Genomic DNA, 25843 nt, shown 5'->3' on the forward strand with positions numbered 1-25843 from the left:
TCGGAAAAATTTCCCGGTGATTCAGTCCCGCTCACATTTAAGTTCAATCTTACGGTTTTGCTGACGCTGGGCGCGCGGGACCTGATCCACAGTAATGCCATGTAGGCGCCCTTTAACGACATTAAATGGTAGCATAATGGCATTAGGAGGCGTCTCATGGCGTACAACATCAACAAGCAGCAGGCGACGTTCGGTGAATTCCTGCGCTCGTGGCGGATGGTTCAGGGCCTCACTGCTCAGCAGGTCTGCGAACGCGCTGATATCTCTCTCATGACCTTGCGCAAGTTGGAGCGCGGTGATGGCACAGTTCGTCTCGAAAGCGCGTTTCAAGTAGCGCGTGCGCTCGGCATCCTCGACAGCGTTGTTGATGCGGCGGATCCTCTGCGCACCGATCTTGGTCGTGCGCGCGCCGAGCTCCTTAATCGAAAGCGTGCACGATGACGGATGTCGACGTTCATGTGAACCGCGATGGCCAGCCGATTCTTGCGGGCGTGGCGCATTTCACTCGCGAGCGCCAGAACGTCACGACCACGTTTACCTACGAATCCAGCTATCTCGCCGACCGGAAGAGGCGGCCGCTCGACCCGGGTCTTCCATTGTTCTCGGGCAATCAATACGTGGCGCGGGTGCCGGGCGCATTCGCTGACAGTGCGCCCGACCGGTGGGGCCGCAACCTGCTGACGCGTCGAGAGCGACAGCTGGCAGCGGAAGAAGGAAGAACTGCTCGGATATGTGACGCTGTCGATTTCCTCATCGGCGTGAATGATGAGACCCGGCAGGGCGCTGTGCAGTTCTCGAAAGTCGGAAGCTCTGAGATGCTCTCGCCCCGAGCAGACGTGCCGAGACTTATTGAGTTGCCGGCGCTACTGCGCGCCAGTGATGATGTGGCCGCCGACAAAGACGGCATCGAGGCGTACAAAATACTGCTTGCCGCCGGTACCGCGTCACTCGGTGGTGCGCGCCCGAAAGCGTCAGTGCGGTTAGCGAATGGGGCACTCGCGATTGCGAAGTTTCCGCACACCCAGGACGAGTGGGATGTGATGGCCTGGGAAGCGCTCTCCCTCGACCTCGCGGAGCGCGCCGGCATCCCCGTTCCTCACCGTGAACTCGTGAAGGTTGGCGAGCGGCATGTGCTCTTATTGCAAAGATTCGATCGTGCAGGTTCCCGCCGTGTTGGCTACATGAGCGCGATGACGATGATGGAAGCGCAGGATGGAGCCTCGAGCGACTACATCGATTTGGCAGAGACGCTCGCCGATCATTCAGCATCGCTCGACAAAGATCGAAGGGACCTGTTCGACCGCGCAGTGCTCAATGTCGCGCTTCACAACACTGACGACCACCTGCGAAATCACGGGCTCCTTGACACCGTGGGAGGGTGGGAGCTGAGCCCTGTCTTTGACGTGAACCCCAATCCTGAGATTGGCGAGGCGCGAGCCACTTCTATCGCGGGAGCGACCTCTGCCGCTGATGAAGCGGCAGGTTTGGCTGAGCTCGCATCAGCGTGCGGCATTAGCGCGGGAGAGAGCCGTGAGCGTATTGCTCGTGTTGTGACCGCCGCCGAATCGTGGCGAGAAGTGGCGAGCAAACACAAGATTTCCTTTGCCGAGCAACACAAGATGGCCGGAGTGCTCGATGAGCGCATCGCGATGCTCCGCGACTCCTCACAGCAGACAGGCACGGGATCGAGAACTGGCGCCAGCGCGTCGTCTGTTGATGCGAGTGACTCGCCCCGCGGTAAGACCACACCCAGATCGAACTCGGGGTCGTTCGCACCGCGCGACTAGCTTGTCGCGCCGCGATAATGGGTCAATGCCGATCCTCAATAAAGACATGACCGTGTGCATTTCGCTCGCCGCGCGGCCCTCCAACCTCGGGACGCGGTTTCACAACTACCTGTACGAAGAGCTCGGCCTGAACTTCATCTACAAAGCCTTCACGACCAGCAACATTGAGGATGCCATCGCCGGGGTCAGAGGATTGGGCATCCGGGGCTGTTCCGTATCTATGCCGTTCAAAGAGGCAGTGCTTGAACTCGTGGATGTTGTTGAGCAGTCGGCCGCAGCGATCGAGTCGGTAAACACGATCGTGAACAATGACGGTGTGCTCACAGCATCCAACACTGACTATGAGGCCGTCGCTGATCTGATCGCCCGCCACCAACTCGACCCGAGTGTGCCGGTGCTAGTTCGCGGATCGGGTGGCATGGCCAAAGCGGTCGTCGCGGCCTTCCACGGTGCCGGTTTCGCTGATCTGACGGTGCTCGCCCGCAACGCTGAGGCTGGCGAAGCGCTTGCCGCGAAGTATGGCTACCGTGCCGTGAGCGTTGACCCGCAGCCTGCCCACGCGGTGCTCGTCAACGTGACCCCGCTCGGGATGGCGGGAGACGCTGCCGACGAACTCGCGTTCAGGCCCGACCAGATTCGCGCGGCGCAAACGGTGTTCGATGTCGTCGCATTCCCGGCGGAGACCCCACTCATTCGGGCCGCTCGGGATGCCGGAAAACTCGTCATCACAGGCGCCGAAGTAATCGCGCTCCAGGCCGCGGCGCAGTTCGTTCGCTACACCGGGGTCACGCCGACGCCCGACCAGATCGCGCGCGCTGCGGCATTCTCGAGGGAGTAAGGGGCGAACACAGGGTCGGGGACGACACGCGCCTCTTGTCGACGACCGAATTTCGTATTACATTAAACATATGAGTACAGGTGAGTCAGTAAACGGAGTACCCGTCACAGAAGAGCAGGTCGCTGCATGGGCTGCTGAGGCAGAAGCCGGGTATGACGTTGCCAAGTTGAAAGAGCGTGGTCGTGGCCGCCCTGGGCGAGGTGCCGAGCCCTCGCAGGTCGTCGCGCTGCGGCTCACTCCAGATGAACTTGCCGCGATCGATGCCCGAGCGGCACGCGAACACAAGTCTCGGTCGGAGACTATCCGCGACGCGCTCACTTCGTACGTCGCGTGAAGGTTCACGATTCGGCGCTCAAGCATGGCGTTCTCCCGGAGGATGCAATCCAATCTGCAACTTGGGCGCTCTGGATCGAAGACCTCGATGACGATTCGCCAGCGCGCCAACTCCGCTTGGGATTCGATTCACAAGGTCGGCTCCTCGAGACGGTTGTCCTGGTTTTCGATAGCGGGAACGAACTAATCATCCATGCCATGAAAGCTCGGCCACAGATGTTGGATTTGCTGCCCTAGCGCTTGTTCTCAACAGGATCGAACGACGGCATAATGCTGCCATGACCAACTCTGATCAGACGGTGCCGTCAAATTCCCAATTCAAGCCCCACCCGCGTGATTTTGGGGGCTTCGAAATGCCATCATCGGTTCCGCCCGGGATGCGCCTCGAGCTAAGTCGTGCCCCGCTCAAGCCGGGGCAAGAGCCGGTTTTTGAGGAATGGATGAACGCGCTCAACGATCGCTACGAAGAGCACGAAGCCGCGGTCTCGTCTGAGCGCCAGATCTTTGAGGCGACGTTCAAAAGTACAGAAGCCAATGGCCAAGTCTGGATTTATCACCTCAGTCTCATGGGCGCGGAGGGGGCGGCCCTTGATGGGCAACTCCCAATGGGAGCGGATCACGCAGCGTATAGCCGACGCGCAAAGGAACCTGGATGGGAGGAGCTCGAGCCCAAATTCATGCTCACTCCTCTCCACCTCCGCGAGCTGATGGAGAAGTGGGCAGCGACTGGAATCGTGTGAGGCGCACTGAGCCGTGGCAAACGGCGTTGAAGTCGCGGATTTCGAGCCACTTGAGCTGCGGATTTCGAGGGACAAGGTGCTAGTCGCGCTTGGCATCGAGATCTACTGTTGCGAGCGCGCTTCAACGAGCGGCGGTATCTATATCGCAAGGGCGGCACTTGCTGACATACTTCCCAGATGGGCGCATGGGGGACAGGCATCTTCGCTAACGACACTGCAGCGGACATCCGCAGTGAGTACCGTGAACACCTCGAAGATCGGGTACCGGATGCGGAAGCGACTCGACTCGTCATCGAGTCATTCGCTCATCTTCAACCCAATGACAGGGGAGAGCTTTGGATAGCCTTGGCCGCTGCGCAGACTCAGGTCGGCCGCCTGGATTCGGAAGTAAAGGCGGCTGCGCTGGCAGCGATTGATCACGGCGCGGGCCTCGAGTTGTGGGCTGATGCAGGTTCGCCCGCACTCGCGAAGCGTGTCGCGGCCCTCCAGAAACTGCGTGACCAGCTGACCGGACCGCAGCCGGCCCCGAAGAAACTCCGCCCGCCATGGCGTCACGAAGAGACTGAGTTGGTGGCGGGGGACGTGCTTGCCTACACCGCGACAAATAGTCGGATGGCGCGGCTGAAGCCGATCCACGCACCAGCAACAGTGTCGATGCCTGAACGTCCCATCATCTACAACGTGACCCGGTTCCGAAAGAGTGACTTGGGCTGGCAGGAATGTGGCTTCGTGCACATCGCGCGTTTGCCGAACTGGCGCAGCGAGGACTCACTCCCGAACCATTTCTCGGCCGGCCGGCTGGCGGGCCTTGAGCCTTCAAACCGAGAAGCTTCTCGACCAGGGTTGATCGTGCCGACAGTTGTGCATTACGTATGCCGAGATTGCAGTCTCACGGACTCAGGGATGCGAGTCGTTTCGCCCGCGACGCGCCTTTGTCGTGCGCGGCAGCCAAACCCTACTCGCGCACCGAAACGGTCACGGTGAACTTGCTGTTGCGTCCGGCCTGGCGGGTGGGGCCGACGGTGCGGTTCAGGTAGTCGCGGTACCCGAGGTGGGTGTTGAAAACTACCCACAGTTCTCCGCCAGGTTTGAGCACGCGGCGGGCGTCAGCCAGCATCCGCAAAGCAACGCCGGCATGAACGGTGGCACCGCTGTGGAAGGGCGGATTGCACACAATGAGGTCAGCACTGGCTGTCGGTCGTTCGGCGAGGGCATCTTCGCGCGCGGCCTCGACGCGCGCGCCGACACCGTTCGCGTCGGCCGTTTCGCGGGTCGACGCCACGGCGGCGGTGGACTGGTCAACGGCAACCACGTGCAGGTCGGGGCGGGCAAGAGCGAGTGCGACGGCGAGCACCCCAGTGCCGCTGCCAAGATCAACAGCGGTGGCGGCATCCGGTTTCATCTCCGGCAAGAACGTCAACAAGAAGCGGGTGCCCATGTCGAGGGTCGCACCGGCGAAAGCACCACCATGGGCGCTGACCGTCAACTCATCAACCGGAAGTTCTGGTTCCCGCAACACCGACGTCGTTGGGTAGCGAGCTTCGACAGCCCCGTGTCGTGCGCCCAGCGAGGTGAGCGTGCGCGACTTTTGGCGGGCACGCCCCGCGCTGACATCATCGAAGGAGCGACCCAACACCTCATTCATCGCCAACGTCATGTGCTTAATGCGGCCACCCGAAATCACGGTCACGTCAGGCGATGCGAAGCGGGCAATGGCCTGAGCCCACTCATCCAGCTCGGCCAGGCTGCGCGGCAACTGCATCAACACCAGTCGGGCACCCGACAAGAGATCAGCATTCAGCGTGTGCGAGCTGTAGTGCGGTGCGAGGTCACCCGCGTTCTCGGCCAGAGCAAGCTCCGACACCAAAGAATCCTGAAACACGCGGATGCCGCGGCAGTCGTGCATGGTAGCGGCCCCTAGCGTGAGCGCCCCATAGTTGTCACCCATCACCACGAGTTCACCCGGCTGGATGTCGGCCAACTGCGGAGCGGCCTCGTCAAGAATGAGGCGGTCGCTGGCATCCACCGCAAAAAGGTTGGGGGCTTCCACGTCGGGCCAACGTCGCAGAGTGGCGAACAGGTGCTCAGACATGGGGACTCTTTCAGTGGAGCGGCACCGCAGACAGCGCGTGCGGCGGTGCCCCCAGCGTAGCCGTCACCGCTAACCCAGAAAGCGAGCGGCCCCGGCACTAGTGGGGCCACTCGCTCACGGGAATCTAGTTGTAGCCCCGCGTGATGTGGGGCTCGTCAACGCACAGAGGACATTCCTCTAAATGCGCCGACGGGATGCAATTGCACATTAGCTATTGGGGACGAGCGTGTACTTGGTGGAGAGGTACTCGTGGATACCCTCCGAGCCACCCTCGCGACCGATACCGGACTGCTTGACGCCACCGAAGGGGGCCGCTGCGTTGGAGATGACTCCCACGTTGAGGCCCATCATTCCGGTGTCGAGGGCGTCAATCATCCGGTTTCCCCGAGCCAAGCTTTCGGTGAACACGTACGAGATCAGGCCATATTCGGTGTCGTTGGCGATCTTCACGGCGTCGGCTTCGTCGGTGAATTCGACGATCGAGACGACCGGTCCGAAGATTTCTTCACGCAGGATGTCGCTGTCGGCCGGAACGCTGCTGACAATCGTGGGCTCATAGAAGCTTCCATCGCCCTCGACGCGCTTGCCGCCGGAGACGAGGGTCGCACCGCGCTTCACGGCATCCTGAACCAACTCGTCTGCCTTATCGACAGCCTTGTCGTTGATAAGCGGGCCAATGCCGACACCCTCTTCGGTGCCGCGGCCGATCTTCAGCTCACCGACACGTGCGGCAACTTTCTCGGCGAATTCTGCAGCAACCGAGCTGTGCACGATGAAACGGTTCGCTGCAGTGCAGGCCTGGCCGATGTTGCGGAACTTCGCCGCCATCGCACCGTCAACGGCCTTGTCGAGATCGGCGTCGCCGAAGATGACGAACGGGGCGTTGCCGCCAAGTTCCATCGACGTACGCAGAACGTTTTCGGAAGCCTGCTTGATGAGTGCCTTGCCCACCGGGGTTGACCCTGTGAACGAGAGCTTGCGCAGACGTGAGTCAGCGATGATCGGCTCCGACACTTCAGACGAGCTGGAGGTCGTCACAACGTTGAGTACACCGGTGGGAAGGCCAGCCTCTTCGAACAGCTTCGCAAGGAACAGGGTGGTGAGCGGCGTGAGTGCTGCAGGCTTCACAACAACCGTGCAGCCTGCGGCCAGCGCGGGGGCAATCTTGCGGGTTGCCATCGCGAGCGGGAAGTTCCACGGCGTAATCAGGAAGCAGGGCCCAACCGGACGCTGTGACACGATCATGCGACCGGTGCCTTCAGGAGTGTCGCCGAAGCGACCCGAAATGCGTACCGCCTCTTCGCTGAACCAGCGCAAGAATTCGCCCCCATACGTCACTTCACCGTTGGCCTCCGCGAGCGGCTTGCCCATCTCGAGCGTCATGAGCAGGGCGAAGTCATCGCGGTGCTTCTGCACGAGGTCGAAGGTGCGACGCAGAATCTCGCCACGCTCACGAGCGGGGGTCGCGGCCCAGGCATCCTGAGCAGCAACGGCCGCGTCGAGCGCCCGCATTCCGTCGTCGGCAGAGGCATCCGAAATGCTGCGGATGACCTTGCCAGTAGCGGGGTCGGTTACGTCGAGTGTTTTATCGCCTGATGCTGCGACCCACTGACCGCCAATGAAGAGCTGGTTCGGAACGGCTTCGAGAAGCTGGGTTTCGGTGGCATTAGTCATGGGGTGTGCACCTTTCGTGGTGAGGAAATCTGCGAGTCAGTCAAACAGCGCTAGCTGAACTTCGGCTTGGTGCTGCATGGGGCAGTGCTGTGTGGGGCAGTGTTGTGTGAGCTAAGGCGGTGAACTAAGCCTTGGCCAGAGCGTCGCGAACGACGTCGAGACCGTCAGCGATGAGCTCATTGGAGATTGATAGCGGCGGAAGGAAGCGGATGACATTTCCAAAGGTTCCGCAGGTCAGCACGATGACGCCGGCGGCGTGCGCTGCAGCCGCAACCTTCGACGTGAGCGCTGCGTCTGGTTCCTTCGTGGCCGGGTCGATGATTTCCATGGCGATCATTGCGCCACGGCCTCGTACGTCTCCGATGCGGGGGTCGCCGGCGCGGAGTCCGTTGAGTCGGCCGCGGAAGATGGTTCCGATTTCGCGGGCACGGTTGATGGCGCCGCTCTCTTCGAAGGTGCGGATGGTGGCGAGTGCTGCGGCACAGGCGATGGGGTTTCCACCGTAAGTTCCGCCGAGTCCACCAACGTGGGCGGCATCCATGACATCGGCGCGCCCGGTGACGGCTGAGAGGGGGAGTCCGCCGGCGATGCCCTTGGCGGTCACCATGATGTCGGGCACGAGGTCTTCGTGGTTGGAGGCGAAGAGGTCTCCGGTGCGTGCGAATCCGGTCTGCACTTCGTCGGCGATGAAGATCACGTTGTTCGCGGTTGCCCACGCGCTGAGCGCTGGGAGGAATCCGGGGGCGGGCTCGATGAATCCGCCTTCACCCTGGATGGGCTCAATGATGATGGCGGCGAGGTTGGCGGCGCCGACCTGCTTTTCGATCTGCAGGATGGCGCGGGCGGCAGCTTCGTCGCCGCTGATTCCGCCATCGCGGAATGGGTATGACATTGGTGCACGGTAGATCTCTGACGCGAACGGTCCGAAGCCACTCTTGTACGGCATCGACTTGGCGGTGAGGCCCATCGTGAGGTTGGTGCGACCGTGGTAGGCGTGGTCGAAGGCGACGACGGCCTGCTTGCCGGTGAAGTAGCGGGCGATCTTGATCGCATTCTCGACGGCTTCAGCGCCGGAGTTGAAGAGTGCAGTGCGCTTTTCGTGGTCACCGGGGGTGATCTCGTTGAGCTTCTCGGCGACCTCGATGTAGCTTTCGTAGCCATTGACCATGAAGCAGGTGTGGGTGAACTGGGCGACCTGCTGGGTGACGGCTTCAACGACTGCGGGCGCCGAGTTGCCGACACCGGTGACGGCGATGCCCGAACCAAAGTCAATGAGGGTGTTTCCGTCGACATCGCGAACGACGCCGCCGCCTGCTGCTTCCACGAAGACGGGAAGGGTGATTCCGATTGCTGCGGCAACCGACTGCTTCTTGCGCTCGAGAAGCTCAAGCGAACGGGGCCCGGGAATTGCCGTGACCAGCTCGCGTTTTTGCGTGAGGGTGGGGCCGCCGATCGGGGCCGTGGGGGCGAGTGCGGAAGTAGTCATGGCCACCGATCCAATCTGTGAAGAATTCGTTTGGATCAACGTAGTCTCTGGATGCCGCCGGCAATAGACCCACAATGGCAACTTAGTTCGCACATAGTGCCAGAATGGCACGAGGAGGTTTCACAATGCCAACACCGGTTTGGGACATCGTCACGACGCCGCAATTGTCGTTGCGCGCGCTAACCCCACAAGAGACTTTCGACCGTTCGGTGAACTGGGTGCACAACTCCGACCTCGACGACCCGACCCCGTTTTTGGCCGACGGCCAACTGCTGCTCACGACCGGCCGCCAGTTCGTCGACAACCCCGACCCCGACTTTGTCGCCTACGTCGCGCGCCTCACCGCGGCCGGGATCGCGGCCCTCGGATTCGGAACCGAGGTAATCACCCACGGTGTGCCCGTTGAGCTCATCAGTGCCTGCGCCGCAGTCGGCCTGCCACTATTCGAAGTGCCGTACCGAATCCCGTTCATCGCCATCAGCCGACTCGTCGCCGACAACGAAGCTGAACAGGCCCGCGCCGGATTCGACCGCGCTCTTGCTGCCCAAAATGACATCGCTCGCGCCGCAGTCGGCAAAGGCCGCCTCAGCGCGGCAACCGCCCGTGCCGCCGAACACCTCGACTGCCGAGTGTGGATCTTCGATGCCGACGGCGAAATCGTGAGCGACCGTGCCGAAGCAAACGCACCCGAGTGCCCCGCCGACATCCGCGCCTCGGTGAGCGACCTCCTCGGCCGGGCCCGTCGCGCACGCGTCGCCGATGACACCCCAGATGAGCACCGCATTGTGCAGACCTTGGGTCCGAGCGGCCAGCTCTGTGGCGCCGTGGCGTGGTCACGCAGCAGTCAATTTGGCGACCTCGACCGCTCGGTAATGACGGTTCTCGCGGCGCTCGCCGAAGTCTCGCTCGAACAGACCGAGAACCTGCGAGTCGGCCACCGCGCGATTCTCGAACAACTATTTCAACTCCTGAAAGACGGCCGCGTCGAGAGTGTGCGTCGCGCAGTGCGAGCCGCTGGCATCACTCTTCCGACTGACCATTTTGTGGTGGCAGCCCTCGACCTCGGCGGCACAAGCGCGAACATTCGCGATGTGCTCGAGCGTCGCGCTGCCCGCCCCGAGAGCAGATTCTTTGCGGTCTCGGATGGTCGGCACCTGCTTGTGCTGATCGATGCGAGTCAGCTCGCCGCCGAGTGCCGGTTCTTCGAAATCAACGGCCTCACGGTTGGGCTCTCTGCCGAAGTCGGTTGGGCAGAATTGACCGTCGCCATCACCCAGGCCGTGCGATCACTCGAAGCTGCACCCCCAGGCAGCGTCACCGAATTCGACAGCCTCGTCGGAGAAAGCTTCTTCGGGCTACTCGCGTCGAGTTCCGTCGCCGATATCGCCCACGCGCGACTCGCGAGCGTCATCGATTCGAATGAAGGACTTGGGCTGCTGCGGTTCGCGCAAGTGTGGCTTCGGCACAATGGTCAGTGGGATCCGGCGGCACGTGAGTTGGGCATCCATCGACACGGTCTCAAGACTCGGATGCAGCGTCTCGCCGAGCTCACAAATTTGGGTCTCGACAGCTTTCAGGGCCGAGCCGAATTGTGGGCAATGTTGGCCGCAATTGACCTCAACGAAAAGCCGTAACGGCTAGGGCTGAAGCCTCGCTCGAAAAAGTCTGACTTCCCCCTCACAGGATTTCGCATGTAGCCTACGAACAATTCTCGGCGGCGTCGCCGGTCATTTTCGAGCAGCAGAGGAGCTTGTCATGAAGACCTTTCAATTGATCAATCCGTACACCGGCGAGGAGGGCACGGCACACCCCGCTGCCAGTGACGAAGTGATTGAGCAGATCGTCGCCGCAGCGCACTCCGAATATGCGGGCGGAACGAACCGTGATCAGGTAAAAGAGCGTGCGGCAATCGTCATCCGCATCGCCGATCTTTTGGCCGAACGTGCCGCTGAATTCGGCGAAATTATTGTGCGAGAAATGGGCAAGCCGCTGGCTCAAGCAGTGGGCGAAGTTGAGTTCTCCGCCGACATTTTCCGCTACTTCGCCGACAACGCTGAAGCGTTCCTTGCCGACGAGGAAATTCCCGCCGGCGCTGGCACAGCGTGGATCCGCAAGAGCCCGATCGGCCCTATCTTGGGCATCATGCCGTGGAACTTTCCGATCTACCAGATCGCCCGTTTCGCAGGCCCCAGCATCGTGCTCGGCAACCCCGTTTTGGTGAAGCCAGCACAGCAGTGCCCAGAGTCATCCGCAATGCTTGAAGCTCTCATTCACGAGGCCGGTTTGCCGATCGGTGGCTACCAAAATGTGCTCGCCGATAACGACCAAATTGCGAAGTTGGTTGAAGACCCCCGCATCCAAGGAATCTCGCTCACGGGCTCCGAGCGTGCCGGAAGCATTGTCGGCGCTGCCGCCGGTGCGAACCTCAAGAAGAGCGTGCTCGAATTGGGCGGCTCAGACCCGTTCATCCTGATGTCGACCGACGACATGGATGCCACCGTCGAGGCCGCTGTTGCTGCCCGCATCGACAACAACGGTCAGGCCTGCAACGGGGCAAAGCGCTTCGTCGTGCTCGACTCCCTCTATGAAGAATTCGCCGAGAAGTTCAGCGCCGCAATGGGCGAGATCACTGTGGGCGATCCCATGGAAGAGGGCACCGAGCTCGGCCCGCTGTGCTCAGTGGATGCCGCCAAGAACCTGGAAGAACAGGTTGCTGAAGCGGTCGCCGCTGGCGCAACCCTTCGTGTTGGAACGGGCAAGCGCGACGGCACCAAGTTTGCGCCCGCTGTGCTTGAGAACATCAGCCCCGAGAACCCCGCGTACAGGACGGAATTCTTTGGACCGGTGGCTCAGCTTCACCGCGTGAGCAGCGAAGCTGAGGCAATCGAGCTGGCCAACGCAACACCGTTCGGGCTCGGATCGTACGTGTTCACCACGGACGCAGACCAGGCCGACCGCATCGCTGACGGCATCGACGCCGGCATGGTGTACATCAACGAGGTCGGGGCGGATGCTCCCGAGCTGCCATTTGGTGGAGTCAAGAATTCCGGCACCGGTCGCGAGCTTGGCTCTCACGGCATTGACGAGTTCATGAACCGCAAGTTGGTTAAGCGCCCGTAGTGGTCGAAACTTTCTCATCAAGTGCTGCGCGCTCTCCGTCGGAGGTCGCGCAGCACTTTTTTGCGTGCTCGATGGCAGCCGAATCAGCACCGCGAGAGGCACTGAAATCAGCCCTGCTCAGGCCGTCGATCTACAGCGCTCACTCAAGTAGCTGATTTACTCTCGCTGCGAGAGAGGTGTGTACATGAGCATGACCGGGCTAGGTCGAACGCTGCGGCCGCAGCATTCTCTGCGGCATAGCCTCATGCTCACCGCATTGGTCGTCGCCGGCGTGGTTCTTGCGCTCGTCGCCATGCACTCGCTCAGCCTTGACCATAGCGCGACCGCGATGACCAGTTCGGTCTCACAGCACGATGGGGCGATGACCTATGCCACTGATGACTCGATGGTTTCGGAGGGATGCGGTGGGTCGTGCGCCCCGGAGCATTCGATGATCGTGATGGGCTGCATCCTCGCGCTCGTCGGTGCGGTGCTCGTCGTTGCTCGAATCCGCGCAATTACTGTCTGGCGTCTGGCTCGACGTCTGACTGTCTCGTTCACCGTGGCGCTTGCAGCTCTGCCCGTGCCTGAACCACCGTCTCTTCATGTGCTTTCGATCAGTAGGACTTGATTCTGCTCGCTCTGGTGTGACCAGAACCGGCATGACCGCCCCGCGGGGCGTCTGGAATATTTCCTCTACTGAATAAGAAAGATCATAATGAAAATCCGCACAACCGCGCTCATTTCGAGTGCTCTCACGGCAACACTTTTGCTCGCTGGATGCTCGGCGGGGACTGCTCCAGGTGGCGTCAACACTGGCGAAAATTCGGCGCCATCCTCCGCCGAATCGGGCTCGTTTAATGCGGCAGATCAGATGTTCGCCATCATGATGATCCCGCACCACCAGCAGGCGGTCGAGATGGCTGATCTCGTGTTGGAGAAGGCTGACATCGATGAGCGTGTTAGCGAGCTCGCGCAGCAAATCAAGGCCGCGCAGGACCCTGAGATTTCGATCATGGAGGGTTGGCTGAGGGGCTGGGGAATCGACTATGACAGCTCGGAAACGAGCGGTATGGCGGGCATGGGGCATGGCGACGGCATGATGTCTGATGCCGATATGGATGATCTTCAGCAGGCTGAGGGCAGCGAGGCGTCGCGCCTTTTCCTTGAGCAGATGATTGAGCACCACGAGGGCGCGATTGTGATGGCGCAGGCTCAGATCGACGAGGGTGAGTTCCCGGCGGCGATCGAACTGGCCACCGCGATTGTTTCAGCTCAGACCGAAGAAATTGTCACGATGCAGGCAATTCTCGACACTCTCTAGCCCTCATTGCTGCTGCAGAAAACCTTGCGATTGATACCCCCATGGGGGATATATGAAGTGGCTCATTGCCAATATTGAAGCAAACGGCAAGGCCACCACTCAGGAAGAAGCGGAGGCGCGTCCCGTCCCGGCATTCTAGGGGCGCGGCACACGCTGGTTAGGGCTGCGCGTACTCCACAGGAGTTCGCGCAGCCGCTGCCGCCGCTTCTGGCTCAGGGATATCGAGGCTGCACTCTGCCTTCGCCTAGCCACGAGCCCGCTCACCGGTATAAACTTGAGTCGTCTTAACTCAACTTTTGTGGAGGGTTTGCAATGGCAAACATGCAGGGTGCCCCTAGTACCGACGAAGAGCAACAGAGTGCTCTCGAAAAGTACGGCGTCAATCTCACTGAGATCGCACGCAGCGGCAAACTCGACCCCGTAATCGGGCGTGACGCAGAAATTCGACGCGTTAGCCAGGTGCTCACGCGTCGCACCAAGAACAATCCTGTTCTCATTGGCGAGCCCGGAGTCGGAAAGACGGCTGTGGTCGAAGGTCTTGCCCAGCGCATCATCGCCGGTGACGTCGCCGATTCGCTGAAAGGCAAGCAACTCATTTCGCTCGACCTTGCTGCGCTCGTTGCGGGTGCTAAGTACCGCGGTGAATTCGAAGAACGACTCAAAGCAGTGCTCAAAGAAATCAAAGAATCTGATGGTGAGGTCATCACCTTCATCGACGAACTTCACACCCTCATGGGGGCCGGAGGTGGCGACGGCTCAGTCGCAGCATCCAACATGCTCAAGCCGATGTTGGCGCGCGGTGAGTTGCGTCTGATCGGTGCAACCACTCTCGACGAGTACCGCCAATACATTGAGAAAGATGCCGCCCTCGAACGACGCTTTCAGCAAGTATTCGTGGGTGAGCCATCCGTTGAAGACACTGTCGCGATCTTGCGTGGTCTGAAAGAGCGCTACGAAGCACACCACAAGGTTGCGATCGCAGATTCAGCGCTCGTTGCTGCCGCAACCTTGAGCAACCGCTACATCTCAGGACGAAAGCTTCCGGACAAGGCCATCGACCTGATCGATGAGGCCGCGAGCCGCCTCAAGATGGAAATCGACTCCTCACCAGTGGAGATCGATCAGCTTAAACGCGCCGTCGACCGGCTACGCATCGAAGAGCTAGCGCTTAAGAAAGAGAAGGACGAAGCGTCTAAAGCACGGCTGGCAAAACTGCGCGAAGATCTCGCGGTTCAGGGAAAGCACCTGAGCGCACTTGAAGCGCGGTGGAAGATCGAGAAGTCGAGCCTCACGGGGGTCGGTGAACTCAAAACCCGGCTCAATGATGCTCGCATCGAACTTGATCGCGCCATGCGAGACGGCGAATACCAAAGAGCATCGAAGCTCAACTACGAGACGATTCCTTCAATCGAAGAGGCACTTGTCACGGCAGAAAACAACGAGCCAACGGGCCCACGCATGGTTAACGACCAAGTGACCGAAGAAGACATCGCATCCGTCGTGGCCGCCTGGACGGGCATCCCTGTTGACCGCCTCACCGAAGGTGAGACCGAAAAACTGCTGCACCTTGAAGCTGAACTGGGCAAACGGCTAATCGGTCAACGAGAAGCGGTGCAAGCTGTCTCCGAAGCTGTACGTCGAACTCGGGCGGGAATCTCCGACCCCGACCGGCCCACTGGATCGTTCCTGTTTCTCGGCCCCACCGGTGTCGGCAAGACTGAACTCGCGAAGGCGCTCGCTCAATACCTTTTCAACGACGAGAAAGCTCTCGTCCGCATCGACATGAGCGAGTACGGCGAGAAGTTCTCGGTCTCGCGACTGGTTGGTGCCCCTCCCGGCTACATCGGCTTTGAGCAGGGCGGTCAGCTGACCGAAGCCGTGCGACGCCGGCCGTATTCGGTGATTCTGCTCGATGAGGTTGAGAAGGCGCATCCAGAGGTCTTCGATGTTCTGTTGCAGGTTCTCGACGACGGACGTCTCACCGATGGTCAGGGTCGCACCGTAGATTTCCGCAACGTGATTCTGATCTTGACCAGCAACTTGGGCAGCCAGTTCATTACCGAGCAGGCACTGCCGTGGGAAGCTCGCAAAGACGCGGTGCACGATCTGGTGCGCAAGTCGTTCAAGCCAGAGTTCATCAACCGACTCGACGACATTGTGGTGTTCCAGCCGCTCTCGACCGATGACCTCAGCCAAATCGTTGAGCTCGATATCGACCGACTGAGCAAGCGACTGACCGACCGCCGCCTCCAGTTGGCGGTGACCCCGGATGCTCGCACCTGGCTTTCCGAACGCGGCTATGACCCGATCTATGGGGCGCGTCCGCTGCGCAGACTTATGCAGCGTGAGATCGATGACCGGCTCGCGAAGGCCTTGCTCGCCGGTGACATACGCGATGGAGACACCGTGCTCGTGGCACTCGCCTCTGATGGCAATGCGCTGGTTGTGACCCGTATGCAGCCTGACGGCAGCTAGGCCGGGCAGCGCAGTCAGTAGCTGCTTCAGCGACGCAGCGATGCGGCTTGCTGTAAGCGGCTAGAGGAACATTGGCCGATCGTCCTCGTTCTCGGTGTCGATCGCAAGGTCGACCACGACAGGAACGTGGTCGCTTGGTCCGTCGCCCTTGCGCTCTTCGCGGTCGATGGATGCCGCAGTCACGAGTTCATCAAACTGCGGCGAACCCATAATGAAGTCGATGCGCAGGCCTTCGTTGCGGGGAAAACGCAGGCGCTGGTAGTCCCAGTAGGTGTAGCCCTCGATGCCGCGACTGCGCAGTGCATCAATGAGGCCAGCAGTCTCGAATGCCCTAAATGCTGCGCGCTCGGCGTCGCTCACATGAGTCTTGCCTTCGAACGCGGCGATGTCCCACACGTCGATGTCGAATGGCGCGATGTTGAAGTCACCCATCAGGGCGAGGGGCTGCTCGGGGTTGTTGTGCATCCACTTCGTGGTCTGAGTCGCCAAGTTGGCGAGCCACTCGAGCTTGTACGGGTAGTGCGGGTTGTCGAGCTCCCGGCCGTTGGGAACGTAAAGGCTCCACAGGCGCGCACCCTCGACGGTGACCCCGATAGCGCGTGCTTCGATTGGGATGGTGCCGTCATCGAGAGGGTTGCCAAAGCCGGGTTGCGTGTCGAAACCGACGGTTACGTCTTCCATGGGAAGTCGGCTTGCGAAGGCGACACCGTTCCACTGGCTCAGGCCATGAAGCTCAACCTCGTAGCCCGCTTCTGTGAACGCCTCAATCGGGAACTGCTCGGGCTTGCATTTGATTTCTTGCATTGCCAGAACGTCAATATCTTCACGAAGCATCCAGTCGACAACGCGACCAACTCGGGTTCGGATTGAGTTCACGTTCCAGGTAGCAATACGCATGTCTCAACGCTAATCGGTATACCCCGGATTGGGCGCCGCCGGCATGACTATTGCGGGCATCCTGCTCACTACTCTCCAGACTGTGCTTCTAGCATTGCGCCTCACATGGGTATCCTTTACTCGTGACCGACGCCAAGCAGCAGCTTATTGACTACATTTCCGCCGATGCCGTCTTCCACGGCGACTTCACGCTGACCAGTGGCAAGCAGGCGAGCTATTACGTCGATCTGCGCCGGGTCAGTCTTGACCACCGCGTCGCCCCGCTGATCGGTCAGGTGATGCTTGATCTCATTGCCGACATCCCCAACATCGCCGCCGTCGGTGGGATGACGATGGGTGCTGATCCTGTTGCCGCCGCGATCTTGCACCAGGGTGCTGCACGTGGGGCAAGCTATGACGCCTTCGTTGTGCGCAAAGAACCCAAAGATCACGGTCGCGGTCGTCAGGTCGAAGGCCCTGAACTTGAAGGCAAGCGGGTGATTGTGCTCGAGGACACGTCAACGACCGGTGGTTCGCCGCTGGCCGCCATTGAAGCGTTGGAGAAGGTCGGTGCGATCATCGCCGGCGTTGCCGTGGTCGTCGATCGTGACACGGGAGCAAAAGAACGCATCGAAGCAGCGGGATACCCATATTTTTCTGCGATCGGGCTTGGTGATCTGGGGCTGACTTCGTGACTCCTGGCAACCATTCCTCGGGCTCTGATGATGATGATCAGCAGCCGCGCGAGCCAGCGTTCAATTGGGGGCTGACCCCGACCGAGCCCGAGCCCGAGACTCCTGAACTGCCGGAGCTCGTGCTGCCTGACGCTGAGCCCCCGGCCCTGACCGAGCCGCCTCCCACCGAGGCACTGAATGCAGCCGATCTGCCGACAGCGGCGATCAACTCTTCGGATCTGCCCACGGCCGCGATGGATCTCCCGACGCGACGCCAACTCCGGATGCCCGCAGCGGTAGACCCTGCGCTGGAGGGCGCAACAGAGGTTCTTGCTGCGCATCCAGTTTCCGCGGCAGGTCCAGAGGACGAGTCTGTCGATCACGATGCGGTGGGCGCGCTTTTCGGCGACGAGCAGTTTTTTGAGTACGAGGAGCAGTCGCGCGGTGCATTAGTCCCCGCAACGATCAGCCGGCCCCGTGCACCTCGGCCGCCGATCCCACGGGGGCAGCTATTCGCGATCTCTATTGCCGCCGGGCTTGTTGCGGCGCTAGCGCTTGCTGCCCTGTTCTTGGCTGGCACTCGGATCGGCGACTCGATTGCGCCGGCCGCGGTCGCCACGCTAATACCGACTGACACCGCGAGCGCCGCGCCGACCGTGGGGCCACTTCCTGTCGGAACTTACGCGTGGAATGAACTTCTGGGCGGCGAATGCCTCGAGCCGTTCGATTCCGCGTGGCAGGACGAGTACAGGGTTATCGAGTGTGCGCAGCCGCACGCTGCGCAGCTCCTGACCCGGGGAGAGTTTGATGATGCGGTCTCGGCCCCGTACCCAGAAGTCGACGACCTCGTGGCGCGAACGAACGCGTCGTGCTCGACCGACAAGGTGATTAATTTCGCTGCTGCAAAATCTTTTGCCGACCTTGAGCTGGTGGCGAGCTTCGCGCCGACCGCCAGCGATTGGGATGCCGGTCAGCGCGACTACTACTGCTTTGCTACCCGAACTGGCGACGAAGTGCTCACCGAATCAGTCGCACAACCGCAGGTGGCCGCAGACGCAGACGGCGAGTAGCGACGGCACTGCCGACAACGCAATCGCATTCGCGCCGCCGGAGCGACGCTCTACTTGTTGAGCAGGTCTGCCACGCTGTTGAGCACCTCGTGGGGGCGGAACGGGTAGCGGTCAATTTCCTTCTGATCGCTAATGCCGGTCAGCACGAGCACCGTGTGGAGCCCGGCTTCGATGCCGGCGACGATGTCGGTGTCCATGCGGTCACCGATCATTCCTGTTGTCTCGCTGTGTGCGCCGATTTTGTTGAGTGCTGAGCGGAACATCATCGGGTTGGGCTTGCCCACGATGTAGGGCTCCCGGCCGGTGGCCTTGGTGATGAGAGCGGCGACTGCACCGGTTGCGGGCAGGGGGCCGTCTGCGCTGGGGCCGGTGGCATCCGGGTTGGTGGCGATAAACCGGCTGCCATTGCCGATAAGGCGGATTGCCTTAGTGATCGACTCGAACGAGTAGTTGCGGGTCTCTCCGATCACAACGTAGTCAGGGTCGGTCTCGGTCATGATGAAACCAGCTTCGTGCAGGGCGGTCGTGATGCCGGCCTCGCCGATTACGAAGGCGCTGCCGCCTGGGATCTGTTCTTTCAAGAAATCTGCTGTTGCCAGTGCGGAGGTCCAGATTGCGGATTCCGGAACGTCGAGTCCTGAGGCCTTGAGCCGTGCGCTCAGGTCGCGGGGCGTGAAAATCGAGTTATTGGTGAGCACCAGGTAGGGCTTGTCTTCGTCTCGCCACTGCTGCAGAAGCTCTGCTGCGCCAGGCACGGGATGGTTTTCATGAACGAGAACGCCATCCATGTCGGTGAGCCAGCATTCGATTTCGCTGCGATTGATCATGCGCTCATGTTAGCGAACACGGTCTCGTCTGAAAGACGACGCGTGATGATTTCGACCGCAGCGGGATTTTGCTCGACCAGCACCACGCGCCGTTTTAGCGCTTGGGCGACGGCACCAGTTGTGCCACTGCCGGCGAAGAAGTCGAGCACCCAATCGCCAGGTTGGCTGGATGCCTGAATAATGCGACGCAGGATGCCTTCCGGCTTCTGGGTGGCATAGCCGGTTTTCTCTTTACCGGTGGGGGAGACGATGGTGTGCCACCAGACATCAGTGGGAAGCTTGCCACGTGCCGCCTTCTCTGGGGTCACTAGTCCCGGTGCCATGTAGGGCTCGCGGTCTACTTCTTCGTTGTTGAAGTAGTAGTTCTTGGGGTTTTTGACGTACACGAGGATCGTGTCGTGCTTCGATGGCCATTTTTTGGTGGCGCGGGCACCGTAGTCGTAGGCCCAAATGATTTCGTTGAGAAAGCTATCCCGACCAAATAATGCGTCTAGGGCGACTTTGGCGTAGTGCACCTCTCGATAGTCGAGGTGGAGATAGAGGGTGCCGCGGTCGTCGAGTAGCCGCCATGCTTCCTGGAGCCGTGGTTCGAGAAACTCCCAGTAGTCGGCGAAGGTGTCGTCGTAGGAGTAGAGGGCACCTTTGACCGCCTCGTAGGTGTTTCCTCCGAAGCCGACCCTGGCGCCATCCGTTGACCGCTTCGTCGCTATGGCTTGCCGCGATTGTTTGCGGCCCGTGTTGAACGGCGGATCGATGTAGATCAACCGGAAGCTCTCGTCGGGCAGGGCGCTAATCGCGGGAAGGTTGTCGCCGTGTACGACAAGGTCGGGGCCGGTGGGCTGCCAGTGCAGTTGCATTATCTGAGATTAACAGTCGTTTGCTTCAGCCGCGTGCTGAGTGCTGCACGTGGAGTGGTACGAGACCTAGGTCGGTACGAAAATAGGGCCGCGCGGTACGAAGGCTGGAGCCACCACGAGTATCGTGGAACGGTGACTGAACCGAACCCCAGCGTCGAGCTGTCCACCAACGGGGTGGGGCCGTGGCGGGGCGAATTGCCCACCGATCCCCACTTTGACCCTGCGCTGCTCGAACGTGGCGATAGCCGCAATGTGATCGACCGGTATCGCTACTGGAACATGGAAGCGATCGTTGCCGATCTTGACGTGACGCGGCATCCGTTCCATGTTGCTATCGAGAACTGGCAGCACGATATGAACATCGGTTCCATCGTGCGCAGCGCCAACGCGTTTGGGGCCGACACGGTGCACATCATTGGGCGTCGGCGCTGGAACAAACGCGGCGCCATGGTCACTGACCGCTACCAACACGTGCTGCATCATCCGGATGTCGCAGCCTTTGTCGAGTGGACCGCAGCCAACGACCTGCCGATCATTGCGATCGACAACGTACCCGGCAGTGTCATCATCGAAACCTTTGACCTGCCGAACCGTTGCGTGCTGCTGTTTGGCCAAGAAGGTCCAGGGCTGTCGCCCGAAGCGATCGAAGCAGCGACGGATGTTTTGGAGATCAGCCAGTTCGGTTCGACTCGGTCAATCAACGCGTCAGCCGCGGCCGCCGTTGCGATGCATAACTGGATCACCCAGCACGTCAGTTTCTCGAAGTAGCTAGTAGCTAGTAGCTAGTAGCTCGCAACTCGTAGCTGGTAGCTAGTAGCGGCATGCAGCCGCAGCGCGTCAGCATTCGCGCACGGTGCGGCCGAAACCGCGCCGAGCGTTAGTCTGAAGGCTACGTTCATCGAGGAGTTTTACTGTGACTACGCCTGCCCACGTGACCATTATTGGTGCCGGAATGGTCGGGCTGTGCACGGCCTGGTTTTTGCAGGAACGTGGCGTTGAGGTCACCGTTCTTGACCGCACGGGGGTTGCTGCCGGATCGTCGTGGGGTAATGCTGGCTGGATTGCTCCGGCACTGACGCTCCCGCTTCCGGAGCCGTCGATCTTCCGCTTCGGGCTGAAAGCCGTCGTTAGCCCTTCCTCGCCGGTCTATGTTCCTCTTGCCGCCAACGCGACTCTGTTGCGCTTCCTTGCCGGCTTCGCTCGCCATTCGCTTCCGGGTGCGTGGCGCAAGAACATGTCGACCTTCGCCGAGATCAACAAGTGGGGTCTCGACTCCTTCGATCGCATGGAGGATGGCGGAGTCGCAGCGGCTCTCACTAAGGCCGACCCGTTCCTTGCGGCATTCGTCAACGAACGTGACCAGCAAACAATCGTGCACGAGTTTGATGAGGTTGCGGCGCGTGGCGGTCACGTGAGCTTCAAGAAAATCACGGGCGACGAAATGCGCGAGCTAGAGCCGAGCGTCTCGGGCATGGTGACCCACGGGCTGCGAGTAGAAGGCCAACGCTTCATCAACCCTCCCGCGTTCATGGAAGTGCTTGCGGCATCCGTTCGCGCACGGGGTGCCCGCATTATTGACAGCGCAAACGTCACCGGTGTGCGCGATCTCGGCGCCGATGGCATCGCTGTTGATGTTGACGGTCAGGATGCTGTGCGCAGTGACCAGGTCGTGATTGCCACCGGAACGTGGCTTTCTGGGCTCGCTCGCCAGTTTGGTGTGAAACAGGTTGTGCAGGCCGGTCGCGGCTACAGCTTCAGTGTGAAGCCGCCAGTGATTCCCACGCACCCGATCTATTTGGCCGCCCAACGCGTCGCCTGCACGCCCCTCGGCGATCGGTTGCGTGTGGGAGGCATGATGGAGTTCCGTCGGGCCGACGCACCTTCCGACTCCCGACGCATCCAGACCATCGTCGACGCCGCGAGCCCCATGTTTGATGGCGTCGACTGGGAGGCACGCGAAGAAGAGTGGGTCGGGTCACGCCCTTGCACCGCCGATGGACTTCCGCTGGTTGGCCGCACTCGCTCACCGCGAGTGCACGTTGCCGGCGGTCATGGCATGTGGGGAATCGCCCTCGGCCCATTGACGGGGCGGATGCTCGCAGACTCCATCACCGGTGGAGACGAGCACCCCCTGCTCGACGCCTTCGACCCGCTGCGGTAGCAACTTCACTGTGCAGGGCTAGTGCGCGCAGTCCGACTCGTTTGTTGTTTCTTTGGGGGCTGGCTCTGTGTGAGGTGGCTCTGCGGGGTCAGATTTTTCTGTGGTGTCGTTTGGCTCAGCGGCGTCTGGTCGCTCGGTCGCGTTGGGCTGCTTTTGGGCGTCGCGCACGCGGTTGACGAGTTCACGCCACGGTCCGACAAGTTCTTGCTCGGGGATGACCGCTTCGTGTGGTTCGCAGTGGATCTCATAGATATAGCGATCGGGCATCGTCATTGTCGCTGGGTGTTCGTCCCACGGTAGTTCGGCGATGAGGATGTACCACTGTTCGGGGTCGGGTTGTTCGTCGACGATGACATCCCATTCGACGCGTCGACCGAGTAGCCCGCCACTGCGCCACACCTGTACCTTCACAGGTGCATGCTATCTCGCGACGTTGATGCCCACTAGGGCCCAGCCTGCAAGGACTGCGTGGTGCTCGGGAGAGTCAGCCCCGAATCGAGTAATGGATGACTCGACAGTTGCGGCGGCGAATCGGGAGAAGTCGCTGCGGGGCGGCAACAAACCACCGGTGAGGGTGTCGTACCAGATCATCCCGGCTTGTTCCCAAGCGAACCCCCCGAGGGTATCGGCGACGCTCCAGAACGCGCGGTTGGGGATGCCCGAGTTCAGGTGCACGCCGCCGTTATCGTCTAGCGTCTCGACGTAGCCGTCAAGGTGATCGGGCTGGGGGTCTTTTCCGAGGACGTCGTCGTCATACGCGGTTCCCGGTTCCTTTAGTGAACGCAACGCGTTGCCTTCGACTTCATCGGTAAAGATACCTTCGCCGATGAGCCACGATGCCTCGGCAGCGTGCTGCCCCAGAGTGTATTGCTCCACGAGTGCCCCGAATACGTCGGAGACATGTTCATTGAGGGCGCCGCTCTGACCCTGGTAGATCAGTCCAGCGGTGTACTCGGTGACGCCGTGGGCGAGTTCGTGGCCGATCACACTGAGTGAGCGGGTGAATCCGTCGAAGATTTCGCCGTCTCCATCACCAAATACCATCCGCTGCCCATCCCAGAAGGCGTTGTCGTAAAGCGTGCCGTAGTGCACGGTGGCGTTGAGCGAGGCGGAGTGGTCGTTGATCGAATCACGCCCGAACACCTCCCAGAACAGCGCGAAGGTACTGCCCAAACCGTCGTAGGCCTCTGACACCGAAACATCGCCGGTGTCTGCGGCTCCCTCTGCTCGCACGAGAATGCCGGGCAGGGTCTCAGTGTTTTGGGCGTCGTAGATTGAGCGGCTGACCGTTCCGCGAACGGCCGGTTGGTCGTGGCGCAACGATCTCGGCGGCAGCACGCGTTCGCTTCGACCGTGGTCGAGGTGATCGTGTGCCAAGCCGATCAGAGACTTTCGCGCGGCGTGCGCAGCCCGCTCGAAGCGTGGATCTTCCAGCGTCGCAATCCGGGCCAACAAGAACGGGGGCACAATCGAGCAGACCGACCGAGGGTGTGTAGCGGGCGAGACGTGTCGCTGAGGTATCCGAGACATGCTTCATGCTGACACGCGCCACCGACGCTGGCGAGGGTGACGCGCGATTTCCCTTAGGCGCGAAGCTGGCTCACAGTGAACTCGCTGCCGTCGAGGTCGGCGAACACGGCTTCGCCGCCGACGTACTGCGGCAGTTGCCACAAAGTTCTCGACCCGGACTGCTGGAGGTGCCACCCAAAAACCTCGCGATAGAAGTCGGCAACAGCGGCGGGGTCCGGTGTGCTGAGCGTGTTCATCGTCAGAGTGCTTGGCTCGTTGACCAGTTGGGCACCCTTCCCCCCTAGCGGCTGTGTCGCACCCAGGACGGCCCCCGAAGGATCAGCGACGACAGTCAGAATGGATGCCGGTGCCATGTCCACCGGGCTGGGCGTTCGCTCCGGCGCTGGCTAGCGTTCCGATTCCGGCAACCGTGCGCCCGCGAAGTGTTGCCTCGGCGTAGTCGCCATCTGGGTTGACCTTGAAACTCCATCCGAAGACCTGACCGTAAAACTTAGTCGCCTGATCTATGTCCCGTACGAGGCATGTAGTCCAGTGCGGCACTCCGTGAGGGTATACGTCTCGCTTGCTCATGCAGGGACTCTAGCCTCCTAGCCCGAGAGGATTCCTCCGTCGGGTAGGCTGAGGTGCAATCCCCCCACTTCTTCGAAGGGATCCACTATGCCAGCAATCGTGATCATCGGCGCCCAATGGGGCGACGAGGGCAAGGGAAAAGCAACCGACCTCCTCGGTAGCCGCATCGACTACGTCGTGAAGTTCAATGGCGGCAACAACGCCGGACACACCGTTGTCATCGGCAGCGAGAAGTATGCGCTGCACCTTCTGCCGTCGGGCATCCTCACCGAAGGTGTTACCCCGATCATTTCCAACGGCGTCGTCGTTGATGTCGAGGTTCTCTTTGAAGAGCTTGACGCACTCATCGCCCGTGGCGTTGACGTCTCGAAGTTGCTGGTAAGCGCCAACGCGCACGTCATCACCAACTACCACCGCACCCTCGACAAGGTGACTGAACGCTTCCTCGGAAAGCGTCAGATCGGCACAACCGGTCGCGGAATTGGTCCGGCCTATGCCGACAAGATCAACCGCGTTGGCATCCGCATCCAAGACATTTTTGACGAGAACATCTTGCGTCAAAAGGTTGAGGGCGCTCTCGACCAGAAGAACCACCTGCTCGTGAAGATCTACAACCGTCGCGCGATCGAGGTTGACGACATCGTCGCCGAGCTGCTGAGCTATGCCGACCGTCTGCGTCCCATGGTCGCCGACACCGGGTTGCTGCTCAACCAGGCTCTCGACAAGGGCGACGTTGTGCTCTTTGAGGGTGGCCAGGCCACAATGCTGGATGTCGACCACGGTACCTACCCGTTCGTCACGTCATCCAACTCCACCTCTGGTGGCGCGGCTACCGGTTCGGGCGTTGCCCCCAACCGCATCGAGCGTGTCATCGGAATCGTGAAGGCATACACCACTCGTGTTGGTGCTGGACCGTTCCCGACTGAGCTCGAGGATGAGTCTGGCGAATTCTTGCGCGAGAACGGCTTTGAGTTCGGAACCACCACGGGGCGACCGCGTCGCTGTGGTTGGTACGACGCCCCTATCGCTCGCTACTCGGCTCGCGTCAACGGAGTCACCGACTTCGTTCTCACCAAGCTTGACGTACTAACCGGCCTCAAGACGATTCCCGTCTGTGTCGCCTACGATGTTGACGGCACCCGCCACGATGAGATGCCCGTCTCGCAGTCAGACTTTCACCACGCTGTGCCGATCTACGAAGAATTCCCCGGCTGGGAAGAAGACATCACCGGCGCCCGCAACTTCGACGACCTGCCGAAAAACGCGCAAGACTACGTACTCGCCATTGAAAAGATGAGTGGCGCACGCATGTCGGCAATTGGTGTTGGTCCGGGTCGCGACGAAATCATCGTTCGTCACGACCTCATCGATTAAGAAGCTCTAGAGGCCAATCGGCAAGTGCTGGACTGAAGGTCCGAATTCCGCACGTG

General features: G+C 60.9%; 27 protein-coding genes. 17 read left to right on the forward strand and 10 right to left on the reverse strand.

Features of this window, described 5'->3' with window-relative positions; all coding sequences use genetic code 11:
* Window positions 1-156 precede the first annotated feature (156 nt).
* The 7 genes from ABD112_RS04815 to ABD112_RS04845 all read left to right on the forward strand — a co-directional run bounded on the left by ABD112_RS04815 (window position 157) and on the right by ABD112_RS04845 (window position 4682).
* On the forward strand, window positions 157-441 hold the full coding sequence (locus ABD112_RS04815) for a helix-turn-helix domain-containing protein (RefSeq protein WP_343923668.1): 285 nt from the start codon (window positions 157-159) through the stop codon (window positions 439-441).
* A complete protein-coding gene (locus tag ABD112_RS04820) occupies window positions 438-1787 on the forward strand; it encodes a type II toxin-antitoxin system HipA family toxin (protein WP_343923670.1) in 1350 nt (449 codons plus the stop codon). The genes ABD112_RS04815 and ABD112_RS04820 overlap by 4 nt, the downstream gene beginning before the upstream one ends.
* A 25-nt stretch (window positions 1788-1812) precedes the next feature.
* Window positions 1813-2625 (forward strand): shikimate 5-dehydrogenase, encoded by an 813-nt coding sequence (locus ABD112_RS04825; RefSeq protein WP_343923672.1) that lies wholly within the window; start codon window positions 1813-1815, stop codon window positions 2623-2625.
* Window positions 2626-2695: 70 nt separating this feature from the next.
* Complete coding sequence (locus ABD112_RS04830; RefSeq protein ID WP_343923674.1) at window positions 2696-2959, forward strand: ribbon-helix-helix domain-containing protein; 264 nt, start codon at window positions 2696-2698, stop codon at window positions 2957-2959.
* Entirely contained in the window at window positions 2956-3195 is a 240-nt protein-coding gene (locus ABD112_RS04835) for a toxin (protein WP_343923676.1), read from the forward strand. The genes ABD112_RS04830 and ABD112_RS04835 overlap by 4 nt, the downstream gene beginning before the upstream one ends.
* Before the next feature lie 41 nt (window positions 3196-3236).
* A complete protein-coding gene (locus ABD112_RS04840; protein ID WP_343923678.1) occupies window positions 3237-3698 on the forward strand; it encodes a DUF6176 family protein in 462 nt (153 codons plus the stop codon).
* A gap of 177 nt (window positions 3699-3875) precedes the next feature.
* The gene (locus ABD112_RS04845) at window positions 3876-4682 is read left to right on the forward strand and encodes a hypothetical protein (RefSeq protein WP_343923680.1); all 807 of its coding nucleotides are present in this window, start codon (window positions 3876-3878) and stop codon (window positions 4680-4682) included.
* Here ABD112_RS04845 and ABD112_RS04850 read toward each other — a convergent pair.
* The 3 genes from ABD112_RS04850 to gabT all read right to left on the reverse strand — a co-directional run bounded on the left by ABD112_RS04850 (window position 4654) and on the right by gabT (window position 8950).
* A complete protein-coding gene (locus ABD112_RS04850; protein ID WP_343923682.1) occupies window positions 4654-5790 on the reverse strand; it encodes a class I SAM-dependent methyltransferase in 1137 nt (378 codons plus the stop codon). The genes ABD112_RS04845 and ABD112_RS04850 overlap by 29 nt on opposite strands.
* A gap of 207 nt (window positions 5791-5997) precedes the next feature.
* A complete protein-coding gene (locus tag ABD112_RS04855) occupies window positions 5998-7464 on the reverse strand; it encodes an NAD-dependent succinate-semialdehyde dehydrogenase (RefSeq protein WP_343923684.1) in 1467 nt (488 codons plus the stop codon).
* 124 nt (window positions 7465-7588) lie between these two features.
* Window positions 7589-8950: a 4-aminobutyrate--2-oxoglutarate transaminase gene (gene gabT, locus ABD112_RS04860; RefSeq protein WP_343923686.1), complete on the reverse strand. Its 1362-nt coding sequence runs from the start codon at window positions 8948-8950 to the stop codon at window positions 7589-7591.
* A gap of 125 nt (window positions 8951-9075) precedes the next feature.
* On the opposite strand from gabT, the gene ABD112_RS04865 reads away from it, so the two are divergent.
* The 5 genes from ABD112_RS04865 (at window position 9076) to ABD112_RS04885 (ending at window position 15848) form a co-directional block, all read left to right on the forward strand.
* The gene (locus tag ABD112_RS04865) at window positions 9076-10584 is read left to right on the forward strand and encodes a PucR family transcriptional regulator (protein WP_343923688.1); all 1509 of its coding nucleotides are present in this window, start codon (window positions 9076-9078) and stop codon (window positions 10582-10584) included.
* Window positions 10585-10705: 121 nt separating this feature from the next.
* Window positions 10706-12070, forward strand: a complete 1365-nt coding sequence (locus tag ABD112_RS04870) for an NAD-dependent succinate-semialdehyde dehydrogenase (protein WP_343923690.1) — start codon at window positions 10706-10708, stop codon at window positions 12068-12070.
* A 244-nt stretch (window positions 12071-12314) separates the two neighbouring features.
* Window positions 12315-12680, forward strand: coding sequence for a DUF6153 family protein (locus tag ABD112_RS04875; RefSeq protein WP_343923692.1), 366 nt, complete (start codon window positions 12315-12317; stop codon window positions 12678-12680).
* Between the two features lie 87 nt (window positions 12681-12767).
* Window positions 12768-13373 (forward strand): DUF305 domain-containing protein, encoded by a 606-nt coding sequence (locus ABD112_RS04880; RefSeq protein WP_343923694.1) that lies wholly within the window; start codon window positions 12768-12770, stop codon window positions 13371-13373.
* A 312-nt stretch (window positions 13374-13685) separates the two neighbouring features.
* A complete protein-coding gene (locus ABD112_RS04885; RefSeq protein WP_343923696.1) occupies window positions 13686-15848 on the forward strand; it encodes an ATP-dependent Clp protease ATP-binding subunit in 2163 nt (720 codons plus the stop codon).
* Window positions 15849-15908: 60 nt separating this feature from the next.
* On the opposite strand, the gene ABD112_RS04890 is transcribed toward ABD112_RS04885, so the two are convergent.
* Window positions 15909-16745, reverse strand: coding sequence for an exodeoxyribonuclease III (locus ABD112_RS04890; protein ID WP_343923698.1), 837 nt, complete (start codon window positions 16743-16745; stop codon window positions 15909-15911).
* Between the two features lie 122 nt (window positions 16746-16867).
* Between ABD112_RS04890 and pyrE the strand changes: the two genes are divergently transcribed.
* Both pyrE and ABD112_RS04900 read left to right on the forward strand, forming a co-directional pair.
* A complete protein-coding gene (pyrE, locus tag ABD112_RS04895) occupies window positions 16868-17419 on the forward strand; it encodes an orotate phosphoribosyltransferase (RefSeq protein WP_343923700.1) in 552 nt (183 codons plus the stop codon).
* A complete protein-coding gene (locus ABD112_RS04900) occupies window positions 17416-18468 on the forward strand; it encodes a septum formation family protein (protein WP_343923702.1) in 1053 nt (350 codons plus the stop codon). The genes pyrE and ABD112_RS04900 overlap by 4 nt, the downstream gene beginning before the upstream one ends.
* Before the next feature lie 50 nt (window positions 18469-18518).
* On the opposite strand, the gene ABD112_RS04905 is transcribed toward ABD112_RS04900, so the two are convergent.
* Window positions 18519-19295: an HAD-IIA family hydrolase gene (locus tag ABD112_RS04905; RefSeq protein WP_343923704.1), complete on the reverse strand. Its 777-nt coding sequence runs from the start codon at window positions 19293-19295 to the stop codon at window positions 18519-18521.
* Window positions 19292-20152: a DNA-methyltransferase gene (locus ABD112_RS04910; RefSeq protein WP_343923706.1), complete on the reverse strand. Its 861-nt coding sequence runs from the start codon at window positions 20150-20152 to the stop codon at window positions 19292-19294. Before ABD112_RS04910 ends, ABD112_RS04905 begins: the two co-directional genes overlap by 4 nt.
* A gap of 132 nt (window positions 20153-20284) precedes the next feature.
* Between ABD112_RS04910 and ABD112_RS04915 the strand changes: the two genes are divergently transcribed.
* Both ABD112_RS04915 and ABD112_RS04920 read left to right on the forward strand, forming a co-directional pair.
* Window positions 20285-20920 (forward strand): TrmH family RNA methyltransferase, encoded by a 636-nt coding sequence (locus ABD112_RS04915; RefSeq protein ID WP_343923708.1) that lies wholly within the window; start codon window positions 20285-20287, stop codon window positions 20918-20920.
* Between the two features lie 145 nt (window positions 20921-21065).
* Window positions 21066-22313, forward strand: coding sequence for an NAD(P)/FAD-dependent oxidoreductase (locus ABD112_RS04920; RefSeq protein WP_343923709.1), 1248 nt, complete (start codon window positions 21066-21068; stop codon window positions 22311-22313).
* A gap of 18 nt (window positions 22314-22331) precedes the next feature.
* Here the strand turns inward: ABD112_RS04920 and ABD112_RS04925 are convergent, their stop codons facing one another.
* From ABD112_RS04925 to ABD112_RS04940, 4 genes are read right to left on the reverse strand one after another with little or no spacing between them, the layout of a single operon-like run.
* The gene (locus tag ABD112_RS04925) at window positions 22332-22724 is read right to left on the reverse strand and encodes a hypothetical protein (RefSeq protein WP_343923710.1); all 393 of its coding nucleotides are present in this window, start codon (window positions 22722-22724) and stop codon (window positions 22332-22334) included.
* A 9-nt stretch (window positions 22725-22733) separates the two neighbouring features.
* Entirely contained in the window at window positions 22734-23843 is a 1110-nt protein-coding gene (locus ABD112_RS04930) for a M4 family metallopeptidase (RefSeq protein ID WP_343923712.1), read from the reverse strand.
* A gap of 53 nt (window positions 23844-23896) precedes the next feature.
* Window positions 23897-24196 carry a VOC family protein gene (locus ABD112_RS04935; RefSeq protein ID WP_343923714.1) on the reverse strand — a complete coding sequence of 100 codons (300 nt, stop codon included), beginning with the start codon at window positions 24194-24196 and terminating at the stop codon, window positions 23897-23899.
* Window positions 24162-24413 (reverse strand): VOC family protein, encoded by a 252-nt coding sequence (locus tag ABD112_RS04940; protein WP_343923716.1) that lies wholly within the window; start codon window positions 24411-24413, stop codon window positions 24162-24164. The genes ABD112_RS04935 and ABD112_RS04940 overlap by 35 nt, the downstream gene beginning before the upstream one ends.
* Window positions 24414-24500: 87 nt before the next feature.
* Here ABD112_RS04940 and ABD112_RS04945 point away from each other — a divergent pair, with 87 nt between their 5' ends.
* Window positions 24501-25787: an adenylosuccinate synthase gene (locus ABD112_RS04945; protein WP_343923718.1), complete on the forward strand. Its 1287-nt coding sequence runs from the start codon at window positions 24501-24503 to the stop codon at window positions 25785-25787.
* Window positions 25788-25843 lie beyond the last annotated feature (56 nt).

The organism is Rhodoglobus aureus (genome assembly GCF_039527955.1).
GTDB lineage: Bacteria > Actinomycetota > Actinomycetes > Actinomycetales > Microbacteriaceae > Rhodoglobus > Rhodoglobus aureus.

Bases quoted from the DNA above. Each gene is read 5' to 3' on its own strand.
- ABD112_RS04815 (WP_343923668.1), top strand. From the start codon at position 157: ATGGCGTACAACATCAACAAGCAGCAGGCGACGTTCGGTGAATTCCTG.
- ABD112_RS04820 (WP_343923670.1), top strand. From the start codon at position 438: ATGACGGATGTCGACGTTCATGTGAACCGCGATGGCCAGCCGATTCTT.
- ABD112_RS04825 (WP_343923672.1), top strand. From the start codon at position 1,813: ATGCCGATCCTCAATAAAGACATGACCGTGTGCATTTCGCTCGCCGCG.
- ABD112_RS04830 (WP_343923674.1), top strand. From the start codon at position 2,696: ATGAGTACAGGTGAGTCAGTAAACGGAGTACCCGTCACAGAAGAGCAG.
- ABD112_RS04840 (WP_343923678.1), top strand. From the start codon at position 3,237: ATGACCAACTCTGATCAGACGGTGCCGTCAAATTCCCAATTCAAGCCC.
- ABD112_RS04845 (WP_343923680.1), top strand. From the start codon at position 3,876: ATGGGCGCATGGGGGACAGGCATCTTCGCTAACGACACTGCAGCGGAC.
- ABD112_RS04850 (WP_343923682.1), bottom strand. From the start codon at position 5,790: ATGTCTGAGCACCTGTTCGCCACTCTGCGACGTTGGCCCGACGTGGAA.
- ABD112_RS04855 (WP_343923684.1), bottom strand. From the start codon at position 7,464: ATGACTAATGCCACCGAAACCCAGCTTCTCGAAGCCGTTCCGAACCAG.
- gabT (WP_343923686.1), bottom strand. From the start codon at position 8,950: ATGACTACTTCCGCACTCGCCCCCACGGCCCCGATCGGCGGCCCCACC.
- ABD112_RS04865 (WP_343923688.1), top strand. From the start codon at position 9,076: ATGCCAACACCGGTTTGGGACATCGTCACGACGCCGCAATTGTCGTTG.
- ABD112_RS04870 (WP_343923690.1), top strand. From the start codon at position 10,706: ATGAAGACCTTTCAATTGATCAATCCGTACACCGGCGAGGAGGGCACG.
- ABD112_RS04875 (WP_343923692.1), top strand. From the start codon at position 12,315: ATGCTCACCGCATTGGTCGTCGCCGGCGTGGTTCTTGCGCTCGTCGCC.
- ABD112_RS04880 (WP_343923694.1), top strand. From the start codon at position 12,768: ATGAAAATCCGCACAACCGCGCTCATTTCGAGTGCTCTCACGGCAACA.
- ABD112_RS04885 (WP_343923696.1), top strand. From the start codon at position 13,686: ATGGCAAACATGCAGGGTGCCCCTAGTACCGACGAAGAGCAACAGAGT.
- ABD112_RS04890 (WP_343923698.1), bottom strand. From the start codon at position 16,745: ATGCGTATTGCTACCTGGAACGTGAACTCAATCCGAACCCGAGTTGGT.
- ABD112_RS04905 (WP_343923704.1), bottom strand. From the start codon at position 19,295: ATGATCAATCGCAGCGAAATCGAATGCTGGCTCACCGACATGGATGGC.
- ABD112_RS04910 (WP_343923706.1), bottom strand. From the start codon at position 20,152: ATGCAACTGCACTGGCAGCCCACCGGCCCCGACCTTGTCGTACACGGC.
- ABD112_RS04930 (WP_343923712.1), bottom strand. From the start codon at position 23,843: ATGTCTCGGATACCTCAGCGACACGTCTCGCCCGCTACACACCCTCGG.
- ABD112_RS04935 (WP_343923714.1), bottom strand. From the start codon at position 24,196: ATGGCACCGGCATCCATTCTGACTGTCGTCGCTGATCCTTCGGGGGCC.
- ABD112_RS04940 (WP_343923716.1), bottom strand. From the start codon at position 24,413: ATGAGCAAGCGAGACGTATACCCTCACGGAGTGCCGCACTGGACTACA.
- ABD112_RS04945 (WP_343923718.1), top strand. From the start codon at position 24,501: ATGCCAGCAATCGTGATCATCGGCGCCCAATGGGGCGACGAGGGCAAG.